This window comes from Fusicatenibacter faecihominis (assembly GCF_020686945.1).
In the GTDB taxonomy this organism is placed as follows: domain Bacteria; phylum Bacillota; class Clostridia; order Lachnospirales; family Lachnospiraceae; genus Limivivens; species Limivivens faecihominis.
Genome location: NZ_JAJEPR010000031.1, coordinates 12,925 through 37,385, shown reverse-complemented (window position 1 = coordinate 37,385; position 24,461 = coordinate 12,925). Strand labels below are relative to the sequence as shown.

Below are 24,461 nucleotides of genomic sequence, written 5' to 3'. Positions count from 1 at the left end.
AAACATTCGAAATCCGCTGATTTACTGCGTAAATCGCTGCTGTCTACGCTCCGCTTCGGTCGGTGCAAAACGAACATCCACTGGATGTTCTGCACCTCATGTTTGGCGGGTCCCAAGTTCAAAAGCCTTATCATGCAAGCATGAACGGCTTTTTGACCTTTTGACCCTGGCATCATATTATAGATCATGACAAAGGTTCCGACTGTAATACCGAGGCGTTTGGAGAAAATCACTGCCATGACTTCAATGCCGTCCATCGCACCGCCGAAACGGATCGCAAGACCACTGCCAATACCGGATATCACGCCGCCAAACAGCGCGCAGAGCAGCAGATCCGTGCCGGCAAGAGGAGAGGCAATACTGACATCAATGGGAAAGACATCCGTGATCAGCCATGCAAAAAGGGAGTAGACCGCCACCGTATAGATCGCATAGGCAGTAAAAAGCCTGCCCAGTTTTTTCAGACCGAACAGAAACAGAGGGATATTCAGTAATAAAAGGAAAAAAGACAGGGACAAATACGATGGCGTGATCTGTTCCAGCAACATGGAGGTTCCTGAAATACCGCTGTCATACAATTTGACCGGGGTCAGGAAAATCGTGATCCCAAAGGCGTTTACGATTCCTGCAACGGTAAGCATCAGTAGATTTACAACACGAAAATTCTTGGGGTTTTGCACTCCTTTATTCAGGTGAGGGCAGCGTGCCGGTATGACGGCTGCTGCAAGGTAGAGTTGGTTACGGGCAGGTAGCGAAGCGGATTGAGAAGATCCGTTTGTAGCAAAGTATAACATATGGACAGAGGGAAGAATCCCCCTATGTAAAGTTTCTATATCAAAAACAGGCAGAAATCTTATATAGATTTAACTTTGGACAAATGGAGATTTTACAGAGCCCCCCTATAATAGGCATCGTCAAGAAAAGAAGTGAAAGAGATTCATTTTGCAGTTACAACGAGTTGTGTAAAGGAGATTATTATGAAAGCAAAAAAAGTCGGTGCATTATTATTGGCAGCAGCAATGGCAGTCTGTACAGTACCTGTTCATGGAATGGCAGCAGAAGAAGGAACAAAGACTCCGAAATATATTTTCCTGTTCATCGGTGATGGAATGAGTTATCCGCAGGTGCAGACAACCAACTATTATCTGAATGCGATCGCAGATGACGGAGATGAGATCCTCAACAGCGAAAGCAAGCTGAATATGATGAAATTCCCGGTAGCCGGATCTGCACAGACCTATGACAGCACATCCTTCTGTCCGGATTCTGCTTCCACAGCAACTTCCATTTCCACAGGTCATAAGACCTACAGCGGAACCATCAATATGGATGAGAAGATGGAGACCTCCTATGAGACCATCGCAGAAAAACTGAAAAAACAGCTTGGCTATAAAGTGGGAATCCTTTCCTCTGTAAACTTAAACCATGCAACACCGGCAGCTTTCTATGCACATCAGGCATCCAGAAATAGTTATTATGAAATCGGTGAGGAATTGATTGAAAGTGATTTCGATTATTTTGCAGGCGGCGGTCTGAAGAAGACAACCGGAGCAGATGGGGATAAAACGGATCTGTATCAGCTGGCAGAAGAAGCAGGGTATAAAGTGATCAAAACCCAGGCAGAGGCAGAGAGCCTGACCGCAGAGGATGGAAAGGCAATCGTTATCGATGAAACGCTTGCGGACAGCGATGCAATGAGCTATGACATGGACCGCGAAGAAGGCGAATGGGGAGTTTCTGACTATGTTGAAAAAGGAATTGAGGTGCTGGACAATGAGACCGGCTTCTTCATGATGGTTGAGGGCGGAAAGATCGACTGGGCCTGCCATGCAAATGATGCCGCAGCAACGATCACAGATACCGTGGCCATGGATGATGCAGTCGGAAAAGCAGTGGAGTTCTACAAGGAACATCCGGATGAAACCCTGATCCTTGTAACGGGAGACCATGAGACCGGTGGTCTTACCATTGGCTTCGCAGGAACGGATTATGACACCTTCCTTACCAACATCAGCAACCAGAAAATCTCCTATGCAAAATTTGATTCCGATTATGTGGCAGCATACAAGGAGAACAAGACGGATTTTGACACCGTAATGGCTGACATTACAGAGCTGTTCGGACTTCAGGCGCCGGACGGAGCCACAGAAAGCTCCAACCAGGCAGACAGCAAGGATGTGCATCCGGAAGGAACGGACGATAAAGGAAGCCTTGTGATGACCGATTATGAGTATCAGAAGCTTCAGGCTGCTTATGAAGAAACCATGAGCAGAACCGGTGAAGAAGAGGAATTTGGCCAGGAAGAATATCTGCTGTATGGAAGCTACGAACCGCTGACCGTAACGATCACACATATCCTGAACAATAAGTCCGGTATCAATTTCTCCTCCTATGCACATACAGGACTTCCGGTAGAAGTATTTGCCATGGGAGCAGGTCAGGATGAGTTTGTCGGTTACTACGATAACACAGATATTTATAACAAGATGGCGGCACTTACAGGAGTAGAATAAATGACAAGAGACAGGATTAGAAAAGGTTCTGTTTCCCTCATAGCGATTTTACTGATTGTTATCCTCATGGCCCTTCCTACGGGCTATGAGGATGCTGCTATTTATAAGGGAACAGACAGAGTGAGAGCAAAGGTTCTTTCCACAGATGAGAGTTCTGTGATCAATAATGGTCTGATCCAGTCCGGAGAGCAGTACTGCAAGGTAAAAATCCTCGGAGGAAAGTTTAAAGGAGAGGAAACAAAAGCCGTAAATATGCTGAGCGGTTCACTGGAAGCGGATAAAATTTTCCAGGAAGGAGACATTGCACAGGTAGTGATCAGTTATAGCAACGGAGAAATTCTTTCCGTTATGATGAGTGATCACTATCGCCTGGACAAAGAACTTCTGCTTGCAGGAATTTTTGTTTTACTTCTGATCGGCTTTGCCGGAAGAACCGGTTTGCGGGCAGTGTATTCTTTTATGATTACCATTCTGGCAATCTGGAAGATCCTGACACCTGCCTATCTGAAAGGTGCAAATCCGATCTGGTGGGGAATCGTGCTGACCGCATTTCTGACACTTCTGATCATTTTTCTGGTCTATGGATTTGACAGAAAAACACTTGCAGCATCATCCGGTGCACTTCTTGGAGTACTGGTAAGCTGTGTTATGGGCTGCATTTTCACGGATGCATTTAAAATCCATGGTGCCGTTATGGCATACTCGGAAAGCCTTCTCTATGCCGGATATCAGAGTCTGAATCTTTCGCAGATTTATATGAGCGGAATCTTTATCGGAGCCTCAGGCGCCATGATGGATCTCTCGGTAGACATTACTTCTGCAGTAAATGAAGTGATCGGAAAGAAACCGGACATTGGCTGGAAGGAAGCGGCACAATCCGGGATGAACGTCGGAAGGGCAGCGATGGGAACGATGACAACGACGCTCCTGCTGGCTTATTCTGGAGGTTATATAGCGCTTTTGATGACATTCATGGCACAGGGAACACCGATAGACAATATCCTGAACTACAAATATGTAGCAGCAGAATTACTGGACACGATCGTTGGAAGCTTTGGTCTTGTGACGGTTGCACCGTTTACTGCACTCACCAGTGCGTTGCTGCTCACAAAAAAGAAAAAACGTAACAATACCGCATCTTTGCAGTCCTGATGACTGATGTTTCACGTGAAACATCAGCAAGGCGAACGGGATGCCGGAAATACTACAAAAGAAAGAAGGAACAAAAGCAGAGTCCGCCAGAAGGAAATGGCAGCGTTTGATATCCATGACCGGGTCAACTATGCAGTTACCGAATCAAAGCTGAAAATAGAAAAAGACCGTTCCATGATTGCATTGAATCTTCAGATCGATGAAAGTATCAAAGTATCTGCTCCATGTATGATTATTTTGAGATTTTTCTTGGCCGTATGATGCTTTGCATAAAATCAGCAGAGATTCTTGGGACGACAGTAAAGCGGACATTCGCAATCCGCTTCGCTACTTGCTCATGAACGCAGTCGCTTCGCGATCTGCGTTCAAGCTGACAGTAAATGGAAGAAAAGTTCTGTAAAAAGCGGACAGAGCGCAGACAACAATGGTTTATGCGGTAAAAAATGAAAAAGGAAGATTGCACTGCCTTAAAAAATCTGTTATCCTTTCCTATAAAATAAGATGATTGTCCGGAAACATTTTTCAAAATGTATGACCCGGAACATACAAGATAAGGAGGAAACAGAATATGGAAAAATCAATGGTTTACTTTACCGATTTCCGTTGTCCGGTGGGTACGAGCCAGCTGGACAAACTGAAAAAACTTTGTGTTGCAGCAGGCATTAAGGATATCGATATGGATGGAAAGTTCGTTGCGATAAAGATGCATTTTGGTGAGCTTGGCAACCTGGCATTTCTTCGTCCGAACTATGCAAAAGCAGTGGCAGATCTTTGTAAAGAGCAGGGCGGAATGCCGTTCCTGACGGACTGCAACACGCTGTATCCGGGAAGCAGAAAGAATGCACTGGAGCATCTGGACTGTGCAAATATCAATGGTTTCAACACCATTTCCACAGGCTGTCAGATCATCATTGGCGATGGCTTAAGAGGAACCGATGAAGTAGAAGTTCCGGTCGTCAACGGAGAGTACTGCAAGACAGCATATATCGGTCATGCCATTATGGATGCGGATATTTTTATCAGTCTGACCCATTTTAAAGGCCATGAAGCCACCGGATTCGGCGGTGCCCTGAAGAACATTGGTATGGGATGCGGAAGCCGTGCAGGAAAGATGCAGCAGCATGCCAGCGGAAAACCGGCCATCCATACAGAGCTCTGCCGGGGCTGCCGTCGCTGTGCCAAAGAATGCGGAAGCGATGCGATCACCTATGTGGATAAAAAAGCAGTCATTGATTATGATAAATGTAAAGGCTGCGGCCGCTGTATCGGAGCCTGCAGCTTTGACGCCGTATATAACCCCAACAGCAGCGCAAATGAGCTTCTGGATCGGAAGATGGCAGAATATGCCCAGGCAGTCTGTCATGGCCGTCCCTGCTTTCATATTTCCCTTGTGCAGGACATCAGCCCCAACTGTGACTGCCATGGGGAAAATGACGCACCGATCCTTCCGGATATCGGAATGTTTGCAAGCTTTGATCCGGTTGCTCTGGATCAGGCCTGTGCGGATGCCTGCCTGAAGGCGACACCGATCGCAGACAGTCAGCTGGGTGAGCATCTGGCGGAGCCGGACTGGCACTGTCATCACGACCATTTCAAGGATTCCAATCCAAACATCGAATGGAAGGCGACCCTGGATCAGGCAGAAAAGATTGGTCTGGGAACCAGACAGTATGAACTGAAAAGGATCAAATAAGAGGTAGAAGTGTGTGAATTGCTTTGTAAGGAAGCAGTTCACAGGTATCAATAGGGAGCCAAAATTTTTTGCTGTAAGAGGATCAAAAAGAGAAAGCCCGTGAGATTTTATATATCACACTAGCTTTCTCTTTTTATTACAGAAAAAATAATCCCCTGCTTCCGCCAAAAAATGCAGTAAGCAGGGGATTGTGAGGAGCTATATTACTGGAAGAGTAAGGGGCTCCTCATCATCCGGTAGTAGACCGGGATCAGAAGGGCACAGGCACCGAACCAGGCCAGAGGACTGGCAATGCAGACCGAAGTATAACCGATAAGGCCGGAAAGACCGATGGTGGCAAAGATACGCATGACAAGCTCGATCATACAGGCTGCGAAGGGAGCCCGGCCGTTCTGCATGCTCTGGATGGAGGTGCGGTAGACAGCCAGAAGACCCAGCAGGAAATAGAAGGGTGCAACAATGGTCAGGTAGGCGTCGGAATAATGATAGATCTCTGCTGTCGGATCAGAAAGAAACATTTGCACGATCGGATGGCGCAGCAGAAGGATTCCGATACACATGACGAGATTAAAGGCTTCTGTCTGGATGAGACAGGCGCGCACGCCCTGCTGAATCCGGTCCTTCTTTCCGGCTCCGAAGTTCTGGGCCACATAGTTGGAAATGGCCGTCATCATGGCGTTATTTACCAGTACGGAGAGCTGGTCCGCTTTGGAGGCAGCGGTATAACCGGCCACAGCGGCAGTTCCGAGACCATTTACCACGGCCTGCATGGCCAGCTGACCGATGCACATGACGGACATCTGAAAGCCCATGGAAAAGCCGGTCTTCAGGTGAAGAACAGCACTTGCTTTCAGATCATGGAAATCCTCCCGGTGAAGATGAAGGACCGGAAAGTTTTTCAGTCCTACCACAAGGCTTAAAATGGCAGAGAGAAACTGGGAAAGGATGGTAGCCCAGGCAGCTCCGCCGACACCCATACGAAAGGGGACAATAAAAAGCAGATCCAGAAAAATATTCAGGATGGAAGAGAAGACCAGAAAATATAAAGGCGTTTTACTGTCTCCCAGAGCCCGGAGCATGTTGGAGATCAGGTTGTAAAAGACCGTTGCACCCGTGCCGAGAAGGACGATGAACATGTAGTCATAAGCTTCTCCTGAGATATCGGAGGGGATCTGCATCCAGATCAGGATCTGATGAGCCAGAAGGCAACAGATCAGAGTGAGGAAGACTGTAAATGCAATGCTTAAGAGCGTGGAGACGGCTACGCTTTTTCTCATGCCGGCTTCATCTTTGGCACCGCAGCGTTGGCCCAGACAGATGCCGAAGCCACCGGTAAAACCGTTGATAAAACAGAACACAAAATAGATGATGATACTGGTGGAGCCTACGGCTGCCAGGGACTGGGCTCCGAGTGTTTTTCCTACGATCATGGTATCGGCCAGGGTGTAGAAAAGCTGAAACAGATTTCCAAGGATCACAGGGATCGCAAATTTCAGCAGGGAGCGGAACGGATCTCCGACTGTCAGATCCATTTCTTTTTTTGAGCGGGACATAAGAACCTCCTTCTTGTATATTCCGTACATGGAAGTTATAATAAAGTAAGCTGTTTTGCAGCGGATTTCGGTGGTCAGAAGCCATATCGTGCAGGTACGAACGGCTTTTTTTCACCAAAGCGGATGGCTGCAAAGTGATCCGCGGCAGGACAGTTCGGCAATTCTACAAACGATGGGAGAACTGCAGATGATAAAGAAAAAAATACTGGTAGATGATACAAAGCGGGAACTCTGTGCACATGGCTCAGAGACCTTTCCCATGACAGTAAATCACGATGATCTCTGGATGTTTGAGGGAAAAAATGTCCCGATCCACTGGCATAATGAGCTTGAGATCAGTCTGCCCCGTCTGGGAAAGGCCAGATACCAGGTCTATCAGAAAAATTATGAGGTGCATCCGGGAGAAGGTCTCCTTCTGAACAGAAATGTCCCTCATAGCTGTGATTCCACAGATGACAGCCGTACTTTGTATACAACGATCCTTGTGCGACCGGATTTTCTTTATGGAGATCTGGGAAGTGATGTGGAACGCAACTGTTTCCGGCCTTTTCTGCAAAATTCTGCCCTTCCCTGTATCCTGCTTACAGGAAAAGAGGAGTGGAGCCGGGAAGCCTTGAAAAAGCTGAACCAAGTGGATACACTTTTTGAAGAGAAACCCTTCTGTTATGAACTGAGGATCAAGGGACTGCTCTGCGAAGCCTTTGGCCTGATTTTTTCCGCACATGACACGGAGTTTCGAAATGTGGTTCCGGCCAGCCAGAGAGAACTGGAGAGGCTGGAACAGATGCTGGATTATCTTCATGCACATTCCGAATCTGTGGTATCGTTGAAAGAGCTGGCAGATCAGGTTCATCTTTCCAGAGAGGTTTGCTGCCGTCTGTTTCGGAAAATGACAGGGAAAACCATCACGAAATATCTGGAAGAATATCGCGTGAATCAGAGCTTTTCCCTGGTTCAGAGCGGTCGGTATCCGATGACCCAGATCGCAGATATGGTAGGCTTCAGCAATGCCAGCCGTTTTGCCGGCGCTTTTCGGAAACAGTTCGGGTGCAATCCCGGAGAATACAATTCTTTGAAGCAGCAGAAACAGAAAAAGGACTTTGCCGAGTGTTTATTATAGAGCGCGTTTTGAAAAATTGCGATTCGGCTCTTGTGGTTATTGATACAGATATTGACATTTATGGGATTGTGTGAGCTGCTTTGCAGCAGAGCGATCTGCAGATATCCGTTGGAGAAAAAGATCTGATGCCGCCTGTGCCTGCCGGGCGGGAGTTGTCAGGAAAGAGAGGTAAGACAGATGGAAGAGAAAAGAACACTTAGAATTTTATTTATTGGAAACAGCCATACCTATTTTAATGATATGCCGGCTATGGTGGCAGAAAAAGCCAGAAAAGCAGGTTTTGACTGTGAAGTGACGATGATTGCTCATGGCGGCTGGTATCTGGAACAGCATGTACAGGAACCGGATGTCCGTTTTAACATTCTGTACGGACATTATGATTATGTCGTGCTTCAGGAATTTTCCCATCCCTTCGGTCCGGAAGAAAAGTTTTTCGGAGCGGTCCGTACGTTAAATCAATGGATCCGGGAAGCCAAAAGTAAACCGGTGATCTACATGACCTGGGCGAGGAAAGAGGAACAAGAAGTTCAGCCCCGTATGACGGCGGCCAACAAACAGATTGCGGAAGAGATCGGCGCTCTTCTGGCACCTGTGGGTGAAAACTGGTGGTCTTACCGTGAGGCCCATCCAGAGACAGAGATGTATTATGAAGATGGAGCGCATGCATCAGCGGAAGGTTCTGCCTTTGCTGCAGATTATATCTGGAAGAGCATCGAAGAAGATCTGAAGTAGAATGGCAGGATAAAAGGACATGATTTCGTACGGGAAGGTTAGGGAAAACAGCTTCCCGTACGAAAATATGTTTTTCAGGAAGGGAGAAGAGAATTGGCAGACTGGATCACAACATACGGAGGGATACATTTCTTTCCACTGGACCCGGAAGCAGATAAAATTGAGATCACAGACGTGGCACATGCTCTTTCGCTGATCTGTCGTGGAAATGGTCATGTAAAGACATTTTTTTCGGTAGGACAGCATTGTATACATTGTGCATTAGAAGCGGAAGCAAGAGGATATGGAAGCAGGATCGCACTTGCCTGTCTGCTCCATGATGCCAGTGAGGCCTATATGTCAGACGTGCCAAGGCCTTTTAAACAGCATCTTTCCGACTATATTTCCCATGAAAAGACTTTATTGGATATTGTATACACAAAATATCTGGGAAGCAGACTGGACGAAGAAGAGGAGAAAAAAGTCAAAGAAATCGATGACGATATGCTCTATTATGATCTGAAAATCCTTCTGAGAGGAGTCTCTGAAGAAGCACCTCCAATCATGAAAACGCACTTTTCTTATGAAGTACTTCCCTTTGAGGTGGTAGAAAAAAGATATCTGGAGCTGTTTGAAAGGTATTCCAGGGAACTTTGATACATTAGAGAGGAAAAAAACATGAACGAACTGGATAGATTAAAAAGTAAGATCCGTCAGTGTGATGCTACAATTCTGGAGGCACTTCTTGAGAGAAACAAGGGGATAGAAGAGATCACTTTATATAAGAAAGAGCATGGCCTTCCGTTTTTTCAGAGAGAGCAGGAGATGGGAATTCAGAAATGGCTGAAAAGTGAGACAGTGGGAAAGCCGCATAAACAGGAAGTGGAAGATGTGTTTTTCAGCATTTATAAAGGGGCAAAGAAGATTCAGGCGGAAAAGCTGCTGGATCAGAATATTTTTCTTATTGGTTTCATGGGCTGTGGAAAATCCACAGTGGCAGATTTTTTGAATCGGGAATTATCCATGGAAGTAATAGAGATGGATCAGATCATTGCAAAGCGGGAAGGCATGAGTATTTCAGATATCTTTGAGGTTCATGGCGAGGCTTATTTCCGGGAGCTGGAAACAAAACTTCTCAAGGAGGTGGGATCCTGTTCCAGAGTCGTGGTTTCCTGTGGCGGTGGAGTAGCTATGAGGGATTGCAATGTGGCAGAGATGAAGAAAAGCGGCTGTACCGTCCTGCTGACAGCTTGTCCGGAAACCATTCTTCAAAGAACGAAGGACGATCATGACAGGCCTTTGTTGGAGAAAAATAAGAGCATAGAATTTATCGCAGAACTTATGGAGAAACGTCGTGAAAAATATGAAGCGGCGGCAGACATCATCATTGAGACAGATGGAAAAAATAAAAAAGAAATCTGTGAAGAACTGGTGAGAAAGGTGATCGCCTGGTCCGAAAGAAGATAGAGGTTTCAGAGAAAACGGTTTGACAACGTGGTAAGCATGTTTCATGTGAAATATTGTGCGGCGTTTCACAAAAAGAGAGTCCTATGTTTCACGTGAAACATAGGACTTTTTCAGGGTCCGAGTTGCTCAGCAGCTCTTATGGATCACAGAGAGAACAGTTTCCAGTTCAGATACAGGGATCTGACCGGGAGCAGAGGCTTTTGCGGCGGCTCCGAAGGTCAGAGCAGAACCGAAAAATTCTCCGGTAAGGCGGCTGATCACACCGGTTCCGGACATGGACATAGTAATGATCGGGCGGTCTGCGTAGGTTTCTGCCATTTCCAGAGTGGCACTCAGGAGCGTGAGAACGTCCTGGCGGCAGGTTGGCATGACGGCAATTTTCGGGAGGTCGGCATCAAAATCCTGCATCAGACGCAGACGATGGATGAGTTCTTCTTTAGAGGGCGTTTTGTGGAAGTCATGATTGGAAGCAATGACTTTTACTCCATGGCTGTGTGCCTCCCGGATGAGTTCTTTTACCAGCTCGTCTCCGGAGAAGAGTTCCACATCGATGAGATCCACGAAACCACTGGCTGCCAGCGCGAGATTCAATTTTCTGTAAGCTTCAGCGGAAATTTCTTTTTCGCCGCCTTCCTTTGCGGTGCGGAAGGTAAAAAGAAGCGGAAGCTCACCGAGAGCAGAACGTAGAGCTTTTGCCGTGTGCAGGACTTTTTCGGTATCAAAAACATCCTGAAACCAGTCAGCCCGCCATTCCACAACATCGACAGGAAGAGAAGCAAATCCGGCAGCCTCCCGGAGGATGTCTTCTTCCGTCTGTCCCACGACAGGAACGCAGATCTTTGGACGGCCCTCGCCGATGGTGATGTTTCTTATTTGAATTGTTTTCATAGAGGAAAACCTCACTTTCTGAAATATCAAAGTTTTGAGTAAAGCATATCACATTTGAAAAAGAGAGGCAATTATGTTTCTTTTTCCGAGGCTTGTTGCATTTTTGCCCAGGCTTTTGGTGTTTGCCCAGTAGCTGCTTTAAAAAGCTGAACAAAATACTGAGGGTTATTGGAAAAGCCTACTTGCTCTGCAACTACATAAATTTTTTCGTAGGAAGCATTTTTCAAAAGGGCTTTTGCTTTTGTGATACGCAGTTTGGTGAGGTAGTCCGTAAATTTTTGTCCAGTCTGTCGTAAAAATTCACGGCTTAAGTAATCAACATTCATAAACAGAACATCGGAGGCGATTTTTTTCAAAGACAATTCCGGATCAGAAAAATGTGTATCAATGTAATCTAAAGTCTGATTGATATAATCTTTGTATTGGTAACGGGGAACATCCGTAAGAGCAGTATCCGGTATAAGTTCTTTTATCTTTTTTCTCTTTCGTATCTCCACAGAAGCTTTTTTTACAGCTTCTATAATCTGGTTCTCATTGCAGGGCTTGAGAAGATAGTTGGAAACTCTGTAGGTGATAGCTTGTTTAGTATCTGATTGTCTCTGCGGATGACTGGAAATCTGGACTGGGAACAGGAAAATATCTTTTCTACTATGATAACCCGGTATTCCTGGATACTCTGAACAAGACTCTGCGCGAGACAGATCCGGATGCAAAACTGGAGCCGATTATGTTCCTTGCAAATGACGAAGGTGAGACTGTAAATTATGGTCATCCCAATAACTACTACAATGTGTGGGGAATCAATACGGACACAGAAAACAAAGAAATTGTTATGAAATTTGTAGACTGGCTGTACAGTGAAGAAGGCGGATATCTGATGAACTATGGTGTAGAAGGTGTTCATTGGGAAATGGTAGATGGAAAACCGCAGTTTTTAGACAGCATTATAGAAGAATACAAATCCAGAACCGGCGATCCTACCTATGAGGCAGGTTCTGAAATTGGTATCGGTGACATGTTCCTGGATATGTCCTGGTATTCCAATTATGATGCAGCTTTCAAGACCACTAGCGAAGAGTCTTGGACAAGAGAAAATATCCATAAAGTTTATGCTGATCATATGGATGATGTAATCCTGCAGGGAGAATTTGATAAATTTGCCGTATTTGCAAAACGGATTGTGGATACTACTCAGGGGGCTTCTGTCTGTGCTCTGGCAGGAAAAAAATTCAGTTGGCCAAAGGCGTATGTGGGAACATTGCCAAGAGTCGGAGAAATTGATATTGAAAAAGTCATCGATTATATCCGTAAAAACCCGGACGATAAATGGTTTTTGCGACCCATGGTAGGAAAAACCCCGGATCCGGAGGAAATGGAACAGCTGGTAAAAGCAGGAGCTCCGCTTGCTATCCATGGATTTACAAAGGCTTTGCAGCAGGCAGTAAAAGATGATCCCCGTTATAAGCTGATTGAGAGAATGTGTGATGTACTGATGTTCTTTTATGAAAAAGACGGTGTGGGAGCCTACTGGGTTATTGATGATACTTTGCATAATACTAATGTGGCTGACCCAAAGGAATATGCGAAAGCGATTAATACGGTAAGACAGCAGCAATGGCTGGTACATAAATTTTTTACCCGTTATATTCCTGGATTTGAAAAAGCACAGCTTCTGGATACTTATGCCAACGTATCAAAAGCATATCATCAGACTTGGGAACCTTCCGGATTTACGGAGTATGATATTACACCTGAGGAAATCAAAGAAGGAAAGACGGAACGAGAGGACTGGATCGTAAAAATTCTGGGTCATCCCATGAGTGGTCAGAATGCGGATGGCTGGTATGTGCCACTGGCAACGATGATTCCCAAAGGGTTGGAGCATATTCTTGTTACTGGAAAGCCTGCCTGCAGAAAAATTCATTACATTGCGTCCTGCGGTCTGGTAGGACAGGCGGCAGGGGCAGGGGCAGACGGTGTTGGCGTGGTAACGCCAATGTTCCTTGGAGTAACAGATAAAGAGATGACAGCTTATTATGAGAAAATTTCTTCTCTGGTTCCTGCAGAATTTCCAATTTATCTATACAATATCCCACAGTGTTCCGGTAATGATCTGAAAAAAACAACAGCAGAGCAGATTACAGAAAATTGCGAAAATGTTATTGGAATTAAATATAGTTATCCGGACATGATGAGAACCTTGGAATACCTTGAAATTCCGAACTTTTCAGTGCTTCACGGGTGTGATAAAATGTTTGCAGAACTGTTGTTGATGGGCTGTGACGGTACAGTGTCCGGTGTGGCAGGTGTTTTCCCAGAGCCTTTTGTTGCTGTATATGAGGCCTGGAAGCATAAGGATATTCCTGCCATGCAGAAATGGCAGAAGGTATGTATTAAGCTTTGTAATCTGCTGCACTGTGGGGCAAATATGTCCTGGTTTAAGCAGGCTCTTGCGCTCAGGGGATTGCCGGTAGGAGGAATGAGAGCACCTCAGCAGGATCTGCTGAAGAAAGAGACAGCAGATACAATGAAAGAAATTGAGGAAATCTGTAAGGAAGCAGAAATCGAGCTGAAAGTTTAAAGGAGTGTTAGGTATGGCGTTTCTGGTAATGGGTTCTTTGAATTATGATGATAACTATTTTCTTGATCATATTGTGATGCCTGGAGAAACCATTGCATCGCAGACTATGGAATCCGCCTGCGGAGGGAAGGGCTTCAATCAGGCGGTGGCTCTTGCGAAGGCCGGAGCAGAGGTTTATCTTGCCGGGCTGGTGGGAGAGGCAGACGGAGAACGTATCTGTCAGGAAGCAAGAGAGAATGGAATCAAGGATACTTTTCTCAGAAAAAAAGAGGGTCATACCGGAAAGGCCATCATCCAGATCGACCAGACAGGCCAGAACAGTATCGTACTTTTTGGTGGGGCCAATCGGCAGTGGACGCTGGAATATGTGGACGAGGTGTTGGAGCATTTTCAGGCAGAAGATATTCTGATACTTCAAAATGAGATCAATGTAACTGCAGAGATTATCACGAAGGCGTGGGAAAAAGGAATGAAGATTGTTCTGAATCCGTCTCCTTTTGAAGAAAAAATCCTGAACTGGCCCCTCGAGAAAGTTTCTCTTTTTCTTTTAAATGAAGTGGAAGGCGGGCAGATGACCGGAGAAAAAGAACCGGAGAAGATTTTAAAGCGTTTGCAGGCAAAGTATCCGAATGCAGATTTTGTTCTGACTTACGGAGAGAAAGGCGCCTGGTATGTAGGAAATGGAGAAACTGTGTATTGTCCGGCGAAGAAAGTGAAGGTGATAGATACTACAGCCGCTGGAGATACGTTTACCGGCTATTTTCTTTCTGCCAGAGGAAGAGGCTATGGAGTGGAAGAGAGTCTGAAAAAAGCTACAGCTGCGGCAGGAGAGGCAGTTACGAGAAAAGGAGCCGCTGTATCTATTCCCTGTTGGAAAGAACTGGAAGAAAAATAAGAGTCTGAGTATGCCCCGGAAAGAGAGTATTCTTTTTCCGGGGCGTTTTTGTGTAGAATTATACATAAGTGCAGCTATATCGAGATGGAAGTGGTAGTTTTGAAAATGTTTCTGTAGGAATAAAAATAAAAACGTGATAGAATGTTATGGTTGATAAAAATGACCTGGAGGTTGTTAGAATGAAGAAAGTACTGGTGATCGGCTCGGCGGTGGTGGATGTGGTGATCCATCTGCCTCACTTACCGGAGAAGAGCGAGGATGTGCATGTAACATCACAGAAAATGTCACTGGGAGGCTGTGCCTATAATGCGTCGGATACGATCCGGCATTTTAAAGTTCCGTATATTCCTTTTTTCCCAGTGGGAACCGGGGCGTATGGAGATTTTGTAAGAAATGCACTGGCAGAGAGAGGAATCGTTTCTCCGGTGCCGAAGCCGGAGACAGAAAACGGCTGCTGTTACTGTTTTGTGGAAGATGACGGAGAGAGAACTTTTGCCTGTTATCATGGGGCTGAGTATCGATTTCAAAAGGAATGGTTTGATGCTCTGGATGCTTCTGAAATCAACAGCGTATACATTTGCGGTTTGGAGATTGAAGAAGAGACCGGAACGAATATCCTTTCTTATCTGGAGGAGCATCCGGAGTTTACCGTATTTTTTGCTCCGGGTCCGAGAATCACACTGTTGGATCCAAAGCGGTTGGAACGGGTTTTTGCCCTGCATCCCATTCTTCATCTGAATCAGCAGGAGATCACTTCTTATACCGGAAAAGAGGAGCTGAAGGCGGCAGCAGAGGAAATCCATCGGTTTACGCAAAATACGGTGATCGTTACTCTGGGAGCAGACGGCTGTTATTATTATGATGGAGAAAAAGAAGAAACCATTCCAGGGGTACCGGCAGAACAGCTGGATACCATTGGAGCCGGAGACTCGCATATCGGTGCGGTGATTGCCGGACTTCAGTGTGGCAAGACTATAGAAGAGGCCATTGCCACAGCAAACCGGGTATCTGCGAAGGTGGTAGAGACGGAAGGGGCACTCCTTTCAGATGAAGCTTTTGCTTCCCTGGATTTACTGTAAACGGGTATATGTCCGGAAGCCGCTGTGTAGGGATAACAGATGGGTGAATGGATGGAATGGAGATTTTTATGGCAATTATTGAAAAAGGAGGATACGGAAGTATCAAGGATTCCGGCGGGAGAGCGTCCGGAAACAGGAAAGGAATGAGCGGGATCAAGGGTTCCGGTGGTATGAAGGGGATGGAAGAAAACAGAAAGCCCCATCGTCATATCAGATCCTTCCAGGTGATCATTTTAGGTTTTGCACTTCTGATCCTGGCAGGAAGTCTGATCCTTATGCTTCCCTGGGCAACCAGGGACGGAAGGGGAGCGAGCTTTGCGGATGCACTTTTTACGGCAACTTCAGCAGCCTGCGTGACAGGTCTGGTTGTGCAGGACACGGCCACTTACTGGTCCGGTTTCGGTCAGGCAGTAATCCTTTTGCTGATCCAGATCGGCGGTATGGGAGTGGTTACGGTAGCGGTTTTTATCACATCACTGTCCGGAAGAAAGATCGGGCTGATGCAGAGAAGTACGATGCAGGATTCGATCTCTGCCCCGCAGATGGGAGGAATCGTGCGGATGACCGGATTTATTCTCCGGGCAACTCTGGTAATGGAACTTACGGGGGCCGTTTTTCTGGCCTTTGTCTTCTGTGGGGAAATGGGAGTTGGAAAAGGACTCTGGTATGCACTTTTCCATTCGGTTTCGGCGTTTTGTAATGCAGGTTTTGATCTGATGGGATTCAGGGAAAAATTTTCTTCTCTGACCGCCTATCAGGGGCAGCCGGTGGTGAATCTTGTGATCATGGCACTGATCATTACCGGCGGAATCGGTTTCTTTGTGTGGAAAGATATACAGGAAAAAGGTCTCCAGTTTAAGAAATACCGGCTGCAGACAAAGGTGGTCCTGGTAACATCAGCAGCTCTGATCCTGGTGCCTGCAGTGTTTTATTTCTTTATGGAATATGCAGATCTTCCGGTAAAAGAACGGTTCCTGTCTTCACTTTTCCAGGCGGTAACGCCGAGAACGGCCGGATTTAATACAACGGATCTTTCCAAAATGGGAGAGGGTGGACAGGTTCTGATGGTGTTTCTCATGCTGATTGGTGGTTCTCCGGGATCAACGGCAGGTGGTCTGAAGACGACAACACTGGCAGTCCTTTACGGATCGGCACTTTCTGTGTTTGTACATGAAGAGCATGTTCATTTCTTTGGAAGAAGGATCACTGACGAAACAGTAAAAAATGCCGCCACGATTCTTCTTATGTATCTGACACTTTTCCTTACCGGAGGAATCGCAATCAGTACGATCGAAGGGATTTCTATGAAGACCGCTCTTTTTGAGACGGCTTCTGCAGTGGGAACGGTAGGGCTTTCCCTCGGTGCGACACCGACGCTTGGCGGTGTATCAAGAGCCATTCTTATCGGACTGATGTTTTTGGGAAGAGTCGGCGGTCTGACGCTGATCTTTGCGGCAGTCTCTGAGAAACGAAGAGATGCGGCGAGATTCCCGGAGGAGAAGATCACGGTCGGTTAACAGGTGAAAAAGAAGTGTGGAAAGGCGGCTGGCCTTCGGGTCAGACGGAGCCATGGCATCGGATCACGGAGAACGTGAGAAGGATGAAAACAGGAATGGAGGATTTATAAGCGGTTATGACAAAGTCAATTTTACTGATCGGGTTAGGAAGATTCGGAAGACATGTGGCCATGAAACTGGATGAGCTTCATCATGAGATCATGGCGGTAGATAAAGAAGAAAGACGGGTGGAGGCGGCACTTCCATATGTGACCAATGCCCAGATCGGAGATGCCACCAACGAGGCTTTCTTGAGTTCTCTTGGAGTAAGTAATTTCGATGTATGTATTGTGGCGATCGGAGATAATTTTCAGAGTTCCCTGGAAGCGACTTCCCTTCTGAAGGAGCTGGGGGCGAAAATGGTGGTATCCAGAGCAGCCAGAGATGTGCATGCAAAGTTCCTTTTAAGAAATGGTGCAGATGAAGTGGTTTACCCGGAGAAGCAGCTGGCAGCCTGGACTGCTATCCGGTATAGTGCAGACCATATCCTGGATTATATTGAGCTGGATGACGAGCATGCGATCTTTGAAGTGACGATCCCGGAGGAGTGGGTAGGAAAAACCGTAGGTCAGCTGGATATCCGGAAAAAGTACAAGATCAATATCATGGCCTTGAAAGAGGATGGCCAGATGGATCTTGGCATCACACCCGGTACCCTTCTCAGCGATGATGCGACCATGCTGGTGCTCGGAAATATCAGGGATATTGAGCGGTGTTTTAAATTATAAAAAAGGAAAAGCTTCTGTACCAAGGGATGGAATCCCGTTGCGGTATGGAAGCTTTTTGATTATAGGAATGGCTTATCAGTTCTATTTTTTGGGGGAAAAGGGACGGATAGCTATGATATACTCCATGCAAACCCCTGCGCGGTCCGTTCTTCCGGGTGCTGGAAATGTCCGCCGGGATTCCATTCCAGAGTGCAGGAGAGAAGAAAATGTCGAGTGGAAGGCTGTTCCTCCGGCTGTGGATGGTGAAGCTCTTCTGTGCAGGATAAGACAGAGTCCGGAGCAGAATAATGCTGATAAAGCTTACGGATATTGTCTCCGACGGTCTTCATGGTCTGATTCTTTGTACGTTCTTCTTTATCACCGAGGCTGAGATAGATGCGTCCGGTTTGGATGGGTTGGGAAAGGGCGTACTCCATCCAGCCCGGAAACCAGACAGAGGGAGAGACAGCGGCAATGCCGGAGAAAACATCTGTCTGACAGGCGGCCCAGAGGGAAAAAAGTCCCGCCAGGGAATAACCGCCCAGAATTACCGGAAGCTCTGAGGAAAGAGAGAAGCGGCGTTTCAGTTCCGGCAGGAGATTTCTGAGGATAAAATCCAGAGTCTCTGCGGCACCGTTTCCAAAAGCTTCCGTCCCCCAGACCGGCGGAGCTTCCCAGGGAGAGAGCTCCTGATTCCAGTTTCTGATCTCGAAGGCCGCAAGAAGAAAATCTTCTCCGGCCATTTTTTTCAGGCAGGCAACCTCTTTTTCCAGTCCGCCGGAAAGATCCTGAGCCCCAATGGGCTGGATCAGAAGGTGGGATGGCTGGGGATTTCCATAGAGAAAACAGGTTTTATCGGTAAGAGGAAAAGATTTCTGGAACATGGGCAGACCTCCGGTAGTTTTTCTTAATATGATACGCTTTCTGGGAGCGTTTCACAAGGGATCAGTTTTTCACTTAAGATTTGCCATATTTTTTATACATCTCTTCCCGGAAAACTGGATTCGTTAATACCTGCTGGATTTCTGCTTCTTTTCCGTCGTTAAGCAGCTGTGTAATTAATGTGCTCAGACGTGTTTCACCAATGGCAATTCCACGTTCTTCACCACGGGCTTCACCTTCCGTTATTCCGGCCTCATATTCTGCTTTGCGAAGTTTGAGTTCTTCCTCTTCTTTGTTGTATTCAAAGATACTCACGGCAATCACCTCCGCACGGTTTGTTCGCAGGAAATTGGAAGCATAAAAACAAAAACATGCTTTATAATTATAGTAATATATAGCATGATTGTTTGCAAGACGTATTTAAGGAAAATAACTGGGGAAATAGTAATATCTGATTGACAACAGATAAGTTCGATGATAAGATGCAGATATAGAAATATCGGAAAACTTATAAAATAAAAGTAAATTGTGAAAAAACAGAGAGGAGATCAGGTATGAAGAAATTATTATGTACGATACAGGACACGTCGCAGATGATCCAGATCAAAAAAAGACTGGATCAGAATCACATTAACTATTCTGTAGAACCCATCAAATCTAACTTTCTCTCCGATCTGGTGCATATGATTTTTTACCGGACTGTGGTGTCGGGGATTGAGCATAAGAGTGAGAGCGGAGTTTATGTGGAAAAGGATTCTTATGAAACGGCGAAAAAGATAGTACAGGATATCGCGTAAATACTGCATAGTTCTCAAGAGTGATATAGGGAGAAGAAATCTATGAAAAAGTGTATTGTATGTAAAAAATGTGGCTTTGAGAATCTTCCAGGAACACAGTTCTGCCAGCGTTGCGGCTCCAAGATTTTATTGAAATTTACTGATAAAATCGCTTCTTCTCTGGCAGGTACCGGGCAGAAGGGCAGTTCACTGGCTCCGCTTGGTGCGATGGCGATCGAAGCTCAGGCAGAAGAACTGGGAAAAACAGCTGCTCCGCCGAAGCTGGTTCCTGTAATTCCTCTGGAAAATGGAGACTGGTATTGCCCGGACTGCGGGGAATACAATCCAAAATATTCTCTCTTCTGCAAAAACTGTGGCCGGGATTATGTGGAATCCCGTTTATAAAGTGATATAGAAAAACGGCTTCCTAATTATTGGAAGCCGTTTTCCAGAAAAATCTTTGAATCATATAACTTTTTGATTTTATACAGTTTGTTTTATTGGACTTACAGTAAGCTGTAGACCAAGATGTTGAAAAATATTGAGTAATGTTCCAAGATTAGGAGTTGTTTTGCAGGACTCAATACGTGCTACAGAAGACTGTGGAATACCACACATAGCAGCAAGTTCTCTCTGACTAAGACCAAGAGAAGTACGCTGTTCAACCATAGCGCTTATAATGGCTGAGATATTTTCAACTTCGTCCATTTCTTTTCCCATTTCAGGATCAACAGTTCTTACATGCTCTTTATAGTCACTCCAGGTTTTCATAACTATTTAGCCTCCTTTCGGGCAAGGTAATCGTCGCGTTCAGCTTTTGCTTTATCAATTTCGCGTTTGGGTGTCTTTTGTGTTTTTTTACGGAATTGATGCAAAAGTACAAAAGTATCGTTTTTGAAATAGAAATATAAAACACGGTTATTACCTGGGCGCAGTTCCCAGATATCGTCATCGAGATGTTTTGTAATATTTTCGTTAAGCCGTGTACCATTATCTTCGAGGAGCTGAATGTACAAACTTATCTGCTTGTATTGAATACGGGCATCTTTGTTTGTAGCAGCTTTGATTCGAAGGACTTCAAGAAACTACCAAAGCTCTGATCTGCCATTGAAGTCTTCGTAAAATTCAATGTTGTACATTAGTATATGTTCTCCGGGGGAAGTATTTATTCTATATATATGATAGCATTTATGCTATCAAAAGTCAAATAAAAGTTGAAGGTGGGTATAGTATAAAAAAACTACTACACAATTTGAAAGTGATACAGAAAATGGATTGCAAACAATCAGAATACATGTTACTATGAAAACAAAGCATATTTCTTTCAAGACATTTCTATTGTGGATCTTAAATACATTTCAGAAATCATTTTGGAAAAAATTCTGAGAGCAAATCGTGCGGAGGTGATTGCCGTGAGTATCTTTGAATACAACAAAGAAGAGGAGGAGCAGAAACTTCGTAAGGCAGAGTATGAAGCTGGTATTGAGGCTGGTGTAGCTGAAGGCGAATTAAAGAAAGCCAGAGAAACAGCGCTTTCTCTGGCTGAGATGGGGCTGCCTGTCGATAAGATTGCAGAAGCAGTGAAAATCAGCAGGGATAAAGTGGAAGAATGGATGAAAGAAAGTATGAGTATTGTATAGTAACTTTTTTTGCTTGATTTTATTGAACAGAAAAAAGTAGTTATCGGATAGATAATTAGAGCTCCATTTGAATAGTGCCAGATAGGATATCAGCAAAATCTGGGTGAAAATCCATAAAAACGATTTCACCCAGATTTTTTTGGAGAAAAATAAAAAGTTACGATAAAGATCCGTATATATCACAGGAAAGAGAAACAGATCGGGATAAAGATTCGACTAAAGCACCATTGGTATAGTGATACCCAGTTGCTGATGCAGTTGCTGTATTCCCATTTTTTTTAGAAGAAGCACTGGAAACTTTCCAAGCAACAGAACTGGAAGCAGAACTTCCAGTAACAGAGGTACAGGTGCTGGATTTTCCATAAGTATAAGAAAAACTTGCTTTTACAGTTACAGACCATAAAGTTACTCCCGATGAAGATTTATAGTATGTAGTTTTCTGACCGCTTTTTGTAGAAGACGTTGCTCTTGAAGTTGAATCCTGAATCAGAATAGTTTCTAAGTAATCCCCGTTTGCTAAGGAATAAATTTCGGATGTTGTAACCGTAGAAGCGGCAGATGCAGAACAAGAAAATAGAAGAAAAATACCTATTATTGTAAACAAAAAAGTTTTTACGTTCTTCATAATAAAATTCCTCCATGTGTGTTAATCATCCAGATAATAAATGACAGATTGTTCTGTTGTTACTTTAGTGGCAGCCCATTCTTTATACATAGTAAAATAAAGATAACTTTCTGCAACAGCGCTAAATAAAAGGAAAACGATAACAGCACCAGTAATAATTCTTAAATAGCGGGCCCTTTTCATATAGAGAAGATAAGAAGAGGAGTTCATATTATAAAAATAATCCATAATGATATCCTTTGGGCGTCCAAACTCTCCTTCTAAATCAGAAAGTGTACTCATAGGATGGATAGCCTGATATTCCCGCACGTTAGCGGAAAAATCCTGAAAAAACCGACGCTCCGCTTTATGAAACACGGGAAAAGAAATCCGAACATTTTTTAAATACTGATCAAAATCATTGCGTTTTTTGAACATGAGTAAGTTCGTCTCCTTCCTTTGTCTTGTTGAGGATTGATTGAATACCAGAGTGAAGAGAATTGTATTCTTCAATCAATTGATTCAGATAATCTTTTCCTTCCGGTTCCATATGATAATAAACACGGGTAAGTCGCTTGCCGACCTGTCTTTTTTCATCGGATATCAGACCGTTATCTACTAATTTGTATAAAGCCGGGTAAAGCGATCCCTCGGGAAGAGATATTTTTCCCTGAGAGTAATCTTTGATTAAAAGGGAAAGCTGATATCCATAGCAATCTTCGGTTGACAAAATGGATAAAATCAACATTTCTATATTATTTCCCCTTCGTAAGCTGTCGTTTCTGGCCAAAAACGATTCCCTCCTTTCGGATAAATATAATATAGCACAAATATAAATATAATAAAATACCTAGATGAAATAAATAATTGTTGACAAAAAAATACAAATAATGATAAGATGTAGACAAAAGAAGTTGTAAAAAAATGAGAATACATAAAAATTAACTGACTATATAGAAAGGAAGTGATAATAATGTGGTGGCAAATTTTAAATTAACTAAAAATGTGATTTTATTTTTAAATGGAGGAATTGATATGAGGAAAAAGAGCTTTATTAAAATTATGCTCTCTTTATGTATGATTATAATGTTAGTAGTACCGTTTAAAACATCAGCTAAATCAAATAGAAGTGGTTTTGGGGACGATTCTATTTCTCTTATAGGGATGTGTCCGTATTGCCCTGTAAGTAGCTTTACTGTTTTAGAATGTAATAATGAAAAAAAGAGTGATGGCTCAGGAAAATGTTATAATAAGAGCAGTTGTACAATTAAATACTATATTTCAACATATAGAGGATATATTTGTCCACAATGTAAAGTGCGTCAGTATGATCCGATAATTAGTGGGGGATGGCATGAATGTTATGAAGTACATTCAATATGCAATAATGTAAAGCCGTGTAAAGGTGGACAGTGGTATTAAAAAATGAAAATATTTTTTAGGTGAAATTTAGTCAGGGAGGTCTGTGTTAATGAAGAAAGAAAAATTGATTGCGTTTACAGCTATATTGCTTTTTATATTAGTAATAAATATTTCTGCGGAAGAAAATAATACAGATCCTTTTGAACTTTGTTTTAGCGATTGGGTACAGACCGATGGCACTTATCAGTACGGAACACTTGCCTGGGGAAGTTCTGAAGAAGAGGTGGAAAAATATCTTGATGTAACTTTGGAGCAGCCTGAAGATTTACCACAGATCGAAGGAAGTGAGATTTACAAAGCTGATAAAGCTTATTCCTGGAAGGATTATCAGGCACAGCTGGAATGTGATTTCTATGAGGAAGACGGTCTCTATAATATGCAATTTAATTTTGAAACGCTGCCGCTGGAAGAAGGGACTGCACTTTGGAAACAGCTGAATGAGAGTTTTGAAGAGCTTTTAGGTGAACCGACCTATGTTACAGAAGATGTGCAGATTACAGATGACAGTATGATGAATCAGAGAACCTGGTTTCAGGAGCGGGATGACTGGAGAAATATGATTATGTTGGGACATATTATAAATGGTAATACCAGTCAGTTGGCAGCGGCCGTAGTGCGGATGAAACCGGTTGAAAATCGAGAGAAAGAAATAGACGTTTCCAGTTTCGTGCAGACAGAGGATTTTACTTATCAAGGCTTGCCTTGGAATCTGTCAAAGGAAGAAGCGGAAGAGTTCCTTGGTGAAACTCTTGATTTTGAGTCAGAGGATAAGGAACTGGGCAGAGTTATTTATAGGGCAGCAGAAAAAGTGACATATGGAACAGAGGAAGGAACGGTATTTCTGGAGTTTGCAGACGATGCGTCCGGTCTTAGCGGACTGGACACGGTGCGAATTGAATTTACAGGAGAGAATTTGAATGATTTTAAAGATGTAGTTCTTGACCAGTTTAGGGAGAATTTGGGAATCGAATATCGTCTTCTTTCTTATCCTTCTGCAACATTGGATGGTGGTCTTTATACATGGTTCTGGACACGGGAAAATGAAGAAAGTCAGACAGAAAGTTTGCTTCAGATCTGGGCGAATGTGAAGAAGACGGAAGTATGTGATAAAGTCTCAATGGTAGTCAATACTCAACCTTGCGAAAAATATATAACAAGTGTAATTTATTAAGGTAGGTGTCTTATGAAACACCACTTTATAAATGATATCCCTGTCGGTGAA

General features: G+C 44.3%; 29 protein-coding genes. 18 read left to right on the top strand and 11 right to left on the bottom strand.

The window, feature by feature from the left end; all coding sequences use genetic code 11:
* Window positions 1-641: YitT family protein (locus tag LKD71_RS14040; protein ID WP_227615937.1), on the bottom strand; the 641-nt coding region annotated here is incomplete at its 3' end.
* A gap of 336 nt (window positions 642-977) precedes the next feature.
* On the opposite strand from LKD71_RS14040, the gene LKD71_RS14035 reads away from it, so the two are divergent.
* The 4 genes from LKD71_RS14035 to LKD71_RS14020 all read left to right on the top strand — a co-directional run bounded on the left by LKD71_RS14035 (window position 978) and on the right by LKD71_RS14020 (window position 5,358).
* The gene (locus LKD71_RS14035) at window positions 978-2,513 is read left to right on the top strand and encodes an alkaline phosphatase (protein WP_227615934.1); all 1,536 of its coding nucleotides are present in this window, start codon (window positions 978-980) and stop codon (window positions 2,511-2,513) included.
* A complete protein-coding gene (locus tag LKD71_RS14030; protein ID WP_227615933.1) occupies window positions 2,514-3,665 on the top strand; it encodes a YibE/F family protein in 1,152 nt (383 codons plus the stop codon).
* 96 nt (window positions 3,666-3,761) lie between these two features.
* Window positions 3,762-3,926 (top strand): hypothetical protein, encoded by a 165-nt coding sequence (locus tag LKD71_RS18390; protein WP_331466478.1) that lies wholly within the window; start codon window positions 3,762-3,764, stop codon window positions 3,924-3,926.
* A gap of 307 nt (window positions 3,927-4,233) precedes the next feature.
* Entirely contained in the window at window positions 4,234-5,358 is a 1,125-nt protein-coding gene (locus tag LKD71_RS14020; RefSeq protein ID WP_117766482.1) for a DUF362 domain-containing protein, read from the top strand.
* A 203-nt stretch (window positions 5,359-5,561) separates the two neighbouring features.
* On the opposite strand, the gene LKD71_RS14015 is transcribed toward LKD71_RS14020, so the two are convergent.
* Window positions 5,562-6,911: an MATE family efflux transporter gene (locus tag LKD71_RS14015; protein WP_227615932.1), complete on the bottom strand. Its 1,350-nt coding sequence runs from the start codon at window positions 6,909-6,911 to the stop codon at window positions 5,562-5,564.
* 187 nt (window positions 6,912-7,098) lie between these two features.
* Between LKD71_RS14015 and LKD71_RS14010 the strand changes: the two genes are divergently transcribed.
* The 4 genes from LKD71_RS14010 (at window position 7,099) to LKD71_RS13995 (ending at window position 10,209) form a co-directional block, all read left to right on the top strand.
* Window positions 7,099-8,031: an AraC family transcriptional regulator gene (locus LKD71_RS14010; protein ID WP_158571268.1), complete on the top strand. Its 933-nt coding sequence runs from the start codon at window positions 7,099-7,101 to the stop codon at window positions 8,029-8,031.
* Between the two features lie 177 nt (window positions 8,032-8,208).
* On the top strand, window positions 8,209-8,763 hold the full coding sequence (locus tag LKD71_RS14005; protein ID WP_227615931.1) for an SGNH/GDSL hydrolase family protein: 555 nt from the start codon (window positions 8,209-8,211) through the stop codon (window positions 8,761-8,763).
* 93 nt (window positions 8,764-8,856) lie between these two features.
* Window positions 8,857-9,399, top strand: a complete 543-nt coding sequence (locus LKD71_RS14000) for a hypothetical protein (RefSeq protein WP_227615930.1) — start codon at window positions 8,857-8,859, stop codon at window positions 9,397-9,399.
* A 21-nt stretch (window positions 9,400-9,420) separates the two neighbouring features.
* Window positions 9,421-10,209 carry a shikimate kinase gene (locus tag LKD71_RS13995; RefSeq protein ID WP_227615929.1) on the top strand — a complete coding sequence of 263 codons (789 nt, stop codon included), beginning with the start codon at window positions 9,421-9,423 and terminating at the stop codon, window positions 10,207-10,209.
* A gap of 126 nt (window positions 10,210-10,335) precedes the next feature.
* Here the strand turns inward: LKD71_RS13995 and aroD are convergent, their stop codons facing one another.
* A complete protein-coding gene (gene aroD / locus LKD71_RS13990) occupies window positions 10,336-11,097 on the bottom strand; it encodes a type I 3-dehydroquinate dehydratase (RefSeq protein WP_227615928.1) in 762 nt (253 codons plus the stop codon).
* 71 nt (window positions 11,098-11,168) lie between these two features.
* A complete protein-coding gene (locus LKD71_RS13985) occupies window positions 11,169-11,810 on the bottom strand; it encodes a response regulator transcription factor (protein ID WP_227615927.1) in 642 nt (213 codons plus the stop codon).
* Window positions 11,811-11,824: 14 nt separating this feature from the next.
* Between LKD71_RS13985 and LKD71_RS13980 the strand changes: the two genes are divergently transcribed.
* The 5 genes from LKD71_RS13980 to LKD71_RS13960 all read left to right on the top strand — a co-directional run bounded on the left by LKD71_RS13980 (window position 11,825) and on the right by LKD71_RS13960 (window position 17,936).
* Entirely contained in the window at window positions 11,825-13,678 is a 1,854-nt protein-coding gene (locus tag LKD71_RS13980; RefSeq protein ID WP_227615926.1) for a dihydrodipicolinate synthase family protein, read from the top strand.
* A gap of 13 nt (window positions 13,679-13,691) precedes the next feature.
* Complete coding sequence (locus tag LKD71_RS13975; protein ID WP_227615925.1) at window positions 13,692-14,573, top strand: ribokinase; 882 nt, start codon at window positions 13,692-13,694, stop codon at window positions 14,571-14,573.
* A gap of 179 nt (window positions 14,574-14,752) precedes the next feature.
* Window positions 14,753-15,652 carry a PfkB family carbohydrate kinase gene (locus LKD71_RS13970; protein ID WP_227615924.1) on the top strand — a complete coding sequence of 300 codons (900 nt, stop codon included), beginning with the start codon at window positions 14,753-14,755 and terminating at the stop codon, window positions 15,650-15,652.
* A gap of 179 nt (window positions 15,653-15,831) precedes the next feature.
* A complete protein-coding gene (locus tag LKD71_RS13965; RefSeq protein WP_227615936.1) occupies window positions 15,832-17,169 on the top strand; it encodes a TrkH family potassium uptake protein in 1,338 nt (445 codons plus the stop codon).
* A gap of 116 nt (window positions 17,170-17,285) precedes the next feature.
* Window positions 17,286-17,936 (top strand): potassium channel family protein, encoded by a 651-nt coding sequence (locus LKD71_RS13960; RefSeq protein WP_227615923.1) that lies wholly within the window; start codon window positions 17,286-17,288, stop codon window positions 17,934-17,936.
* Between the two features lie 110 nt (window positions 17,937-18,046).
* Here the strand turns inward: LKD71_RS13960 and LKD71_RS13955 are convergent, their stop codons facing one another.
* Together LKD71_RS13955 and LKD71_RS13950 are read right to left on the bottom strand one after the other, a co-directional pair.
* Window positions 18,047-18,799 (bottom strand): alpha/beta hydrolase, encoded by a 753-nt coding sequence (locus LKD71_RS13955; RefSeq protein ID WP_227615922.1) that lies wholly within the window; start codon window positions 18,797-18,799, stop codon window positions 18,047-18,049.
* A gap of 73 nt (window positions 18,800-18,872) precedes the next feature.
* Window positions 18,873-19,112 carry a hypothetical protein gene (locus LKD71_RS13950; protein ID WP_227615921.1) on the bottom strand — a complete coding sequence of 80 codons (240 nt, stop codon included), beginning with the start codon at window positions 19,110-19,112 and terminating at the stop codon, window positions 18,873-18,875.
* Between the two features lie 239 nt (window positions 19,113-19,351).
* On the opposite strand from LKD71_RS13950, the gene LKD71_RS13945 reads away from it, so the two are divergent.
* Together LKD71_RS13945 and LKD71_RS13940 are read left to right on the top strand one after the other, a co-directional pair.
* Window positions 19,352-19,594, top strand: coding sequence for a hypothetical protein (locus LKD71_RS13945; RefSeq protein ID WP_227615920.1), 243 nt, complete (start codon window positions 19,352-19,354; stop codon window positions 19,592-19,594).
* Window positions 19,595-19,636: 42 nt separating this feature from the next.
* Complete coding sequence (locus tag LKD71_RS13940; protein WP_227615919.1) at window positions 19,637-19,978, top strand: zinc-ribbon domain-containing protein; 342 nt, start codon at window positions 19,637-19,639, stop codon at window positions 19,976-19,978.
* Window positions 19,979-20,056: 78 nt separating this feature from the next.
* Here LKD71_RS13940 and LKD71_RS13935 read toward each other — a convergent pair whose 3' ends face one another.
* Both LKD71_RS13935 and LKD71_RS13930 read right to left on the bottom strand, forming a co-directional pair.
* Window positions 20,057-20,344 (bottom strand): helix-turn-helix domain-containing protein, encoded by a 288-nt coding sequence (locus LKD71_RS13935; protein ID WP_227615918.1) that lies wholly within the window; start codon window positions 20,342-20,344, stop codon window positions 20,057-20,059.
* A 2-nt stretch (window positions 20,345-20,346) separates the two neighbouring features.
* Entirely contained in the window at window positions 20,347-20,595 is a 249-nt protein-coding gene (locus LKD71_RS13930; RefSeq protein ID WP_227615935.1) for a type II toxin-antitoxin system RelE/ParE family toxin, read from the bottom strand.
* 390 nt (window positions 20,596-20,985) lie between these two features.
* On the opposite strand from LKD71_RS13930, the gene LKD71_RS13925 reads away from it, so the two are divergent.
* On the top strand, window positions 20,986-21,213 hold the full coding sequence (locus tag LKD71_RS13925) for a hypothetical protein (RefSeq protein ID WP_227615917.1): 228 nt from the start codon (window positions 20,986-20,988) through the stop codon (window positions 21,211-21,213).
* 157 nt (window positions 21,214-21,370) lie between these two features.
* Here the strand turns inward: LKD71_RS13925 and LKD71_RS13920 are convergent, their stop codons facing one another.
* From LKD71_RS13920 to LKD71_RS13910, 3 genes are read right to left on the bottom strand one after another with little or no spacing between them, the layout of a single operon-like run.
* The gene (locus LKD71_RS13920; RefSeq protein WP_178044719.1) at window positions 21,371-21,838 is read right to left on the bottom strand and encodes a hypothetical protein; all 468 of its coding nucleotides are present in this window, start codon (window positions 21,836-21,838) and stop codon (window positions 21,371-21,373) included.
* Between the two features lie 21 nt (window positions 21,839-21,859).
* The gene (locus LKD71_RS13915; RefSeq protein WP_178044720.1) at window positions 21,860-22,255 is read right to left on the bottom strand and encodes a DUF6120 family protein; all 396 of its coding nucleotides are present in this window, start codon (window positions 22,253-22,255) and stop codon (window positions 21,860-21,862) included.
* On the bottom strand, window positions 22,236-22,607 hold the full coding sequence (locus LKD71_RS13910; protein WP_227615916.1) for a PadR family transcriptional regulator: 372 nt from the start codon (window positions 22,605-22,607) through the stop codon (window positions 22,236-22,238). Before LKD71_RS13910 ends, LKD71_RS13915 begins: the two co-directional genes overlap by 20 nt.
* A gap of 185 nt (window positions 22,608-22,792) precedes the next feature.
* Between LKD71_RS13910 and LKD71_RS13905 the strand changes: the two genes are divergently transcribed.
* Window positions 22,793-23,239 (top strand): hypothetical protein, encoded by a 447-nt coding sequence (locus LKD71_RS13905; protein WP_178044721.1) that lies wholly within the window; start codon window positions 22,793-22,795, stop codon window positions 23,237-23,239.
* A gap of 49 nt (window positions 23,240-23,288) precedes the next feature.
* Window positions 23,289-24,410 (top strand): hypothetical protein, encoded by a 1,122-nt coding sequence (locus LKD71_RS13900; RefSeq protein WP_178044722.1) that lies wholly within the window; start codon window positions 23,289-23,291, stop codon window positions 24,408-24,410.
* The last annotated feature ends 51 nt before the right edge of the window (window positions 24,411-24,461 follow it).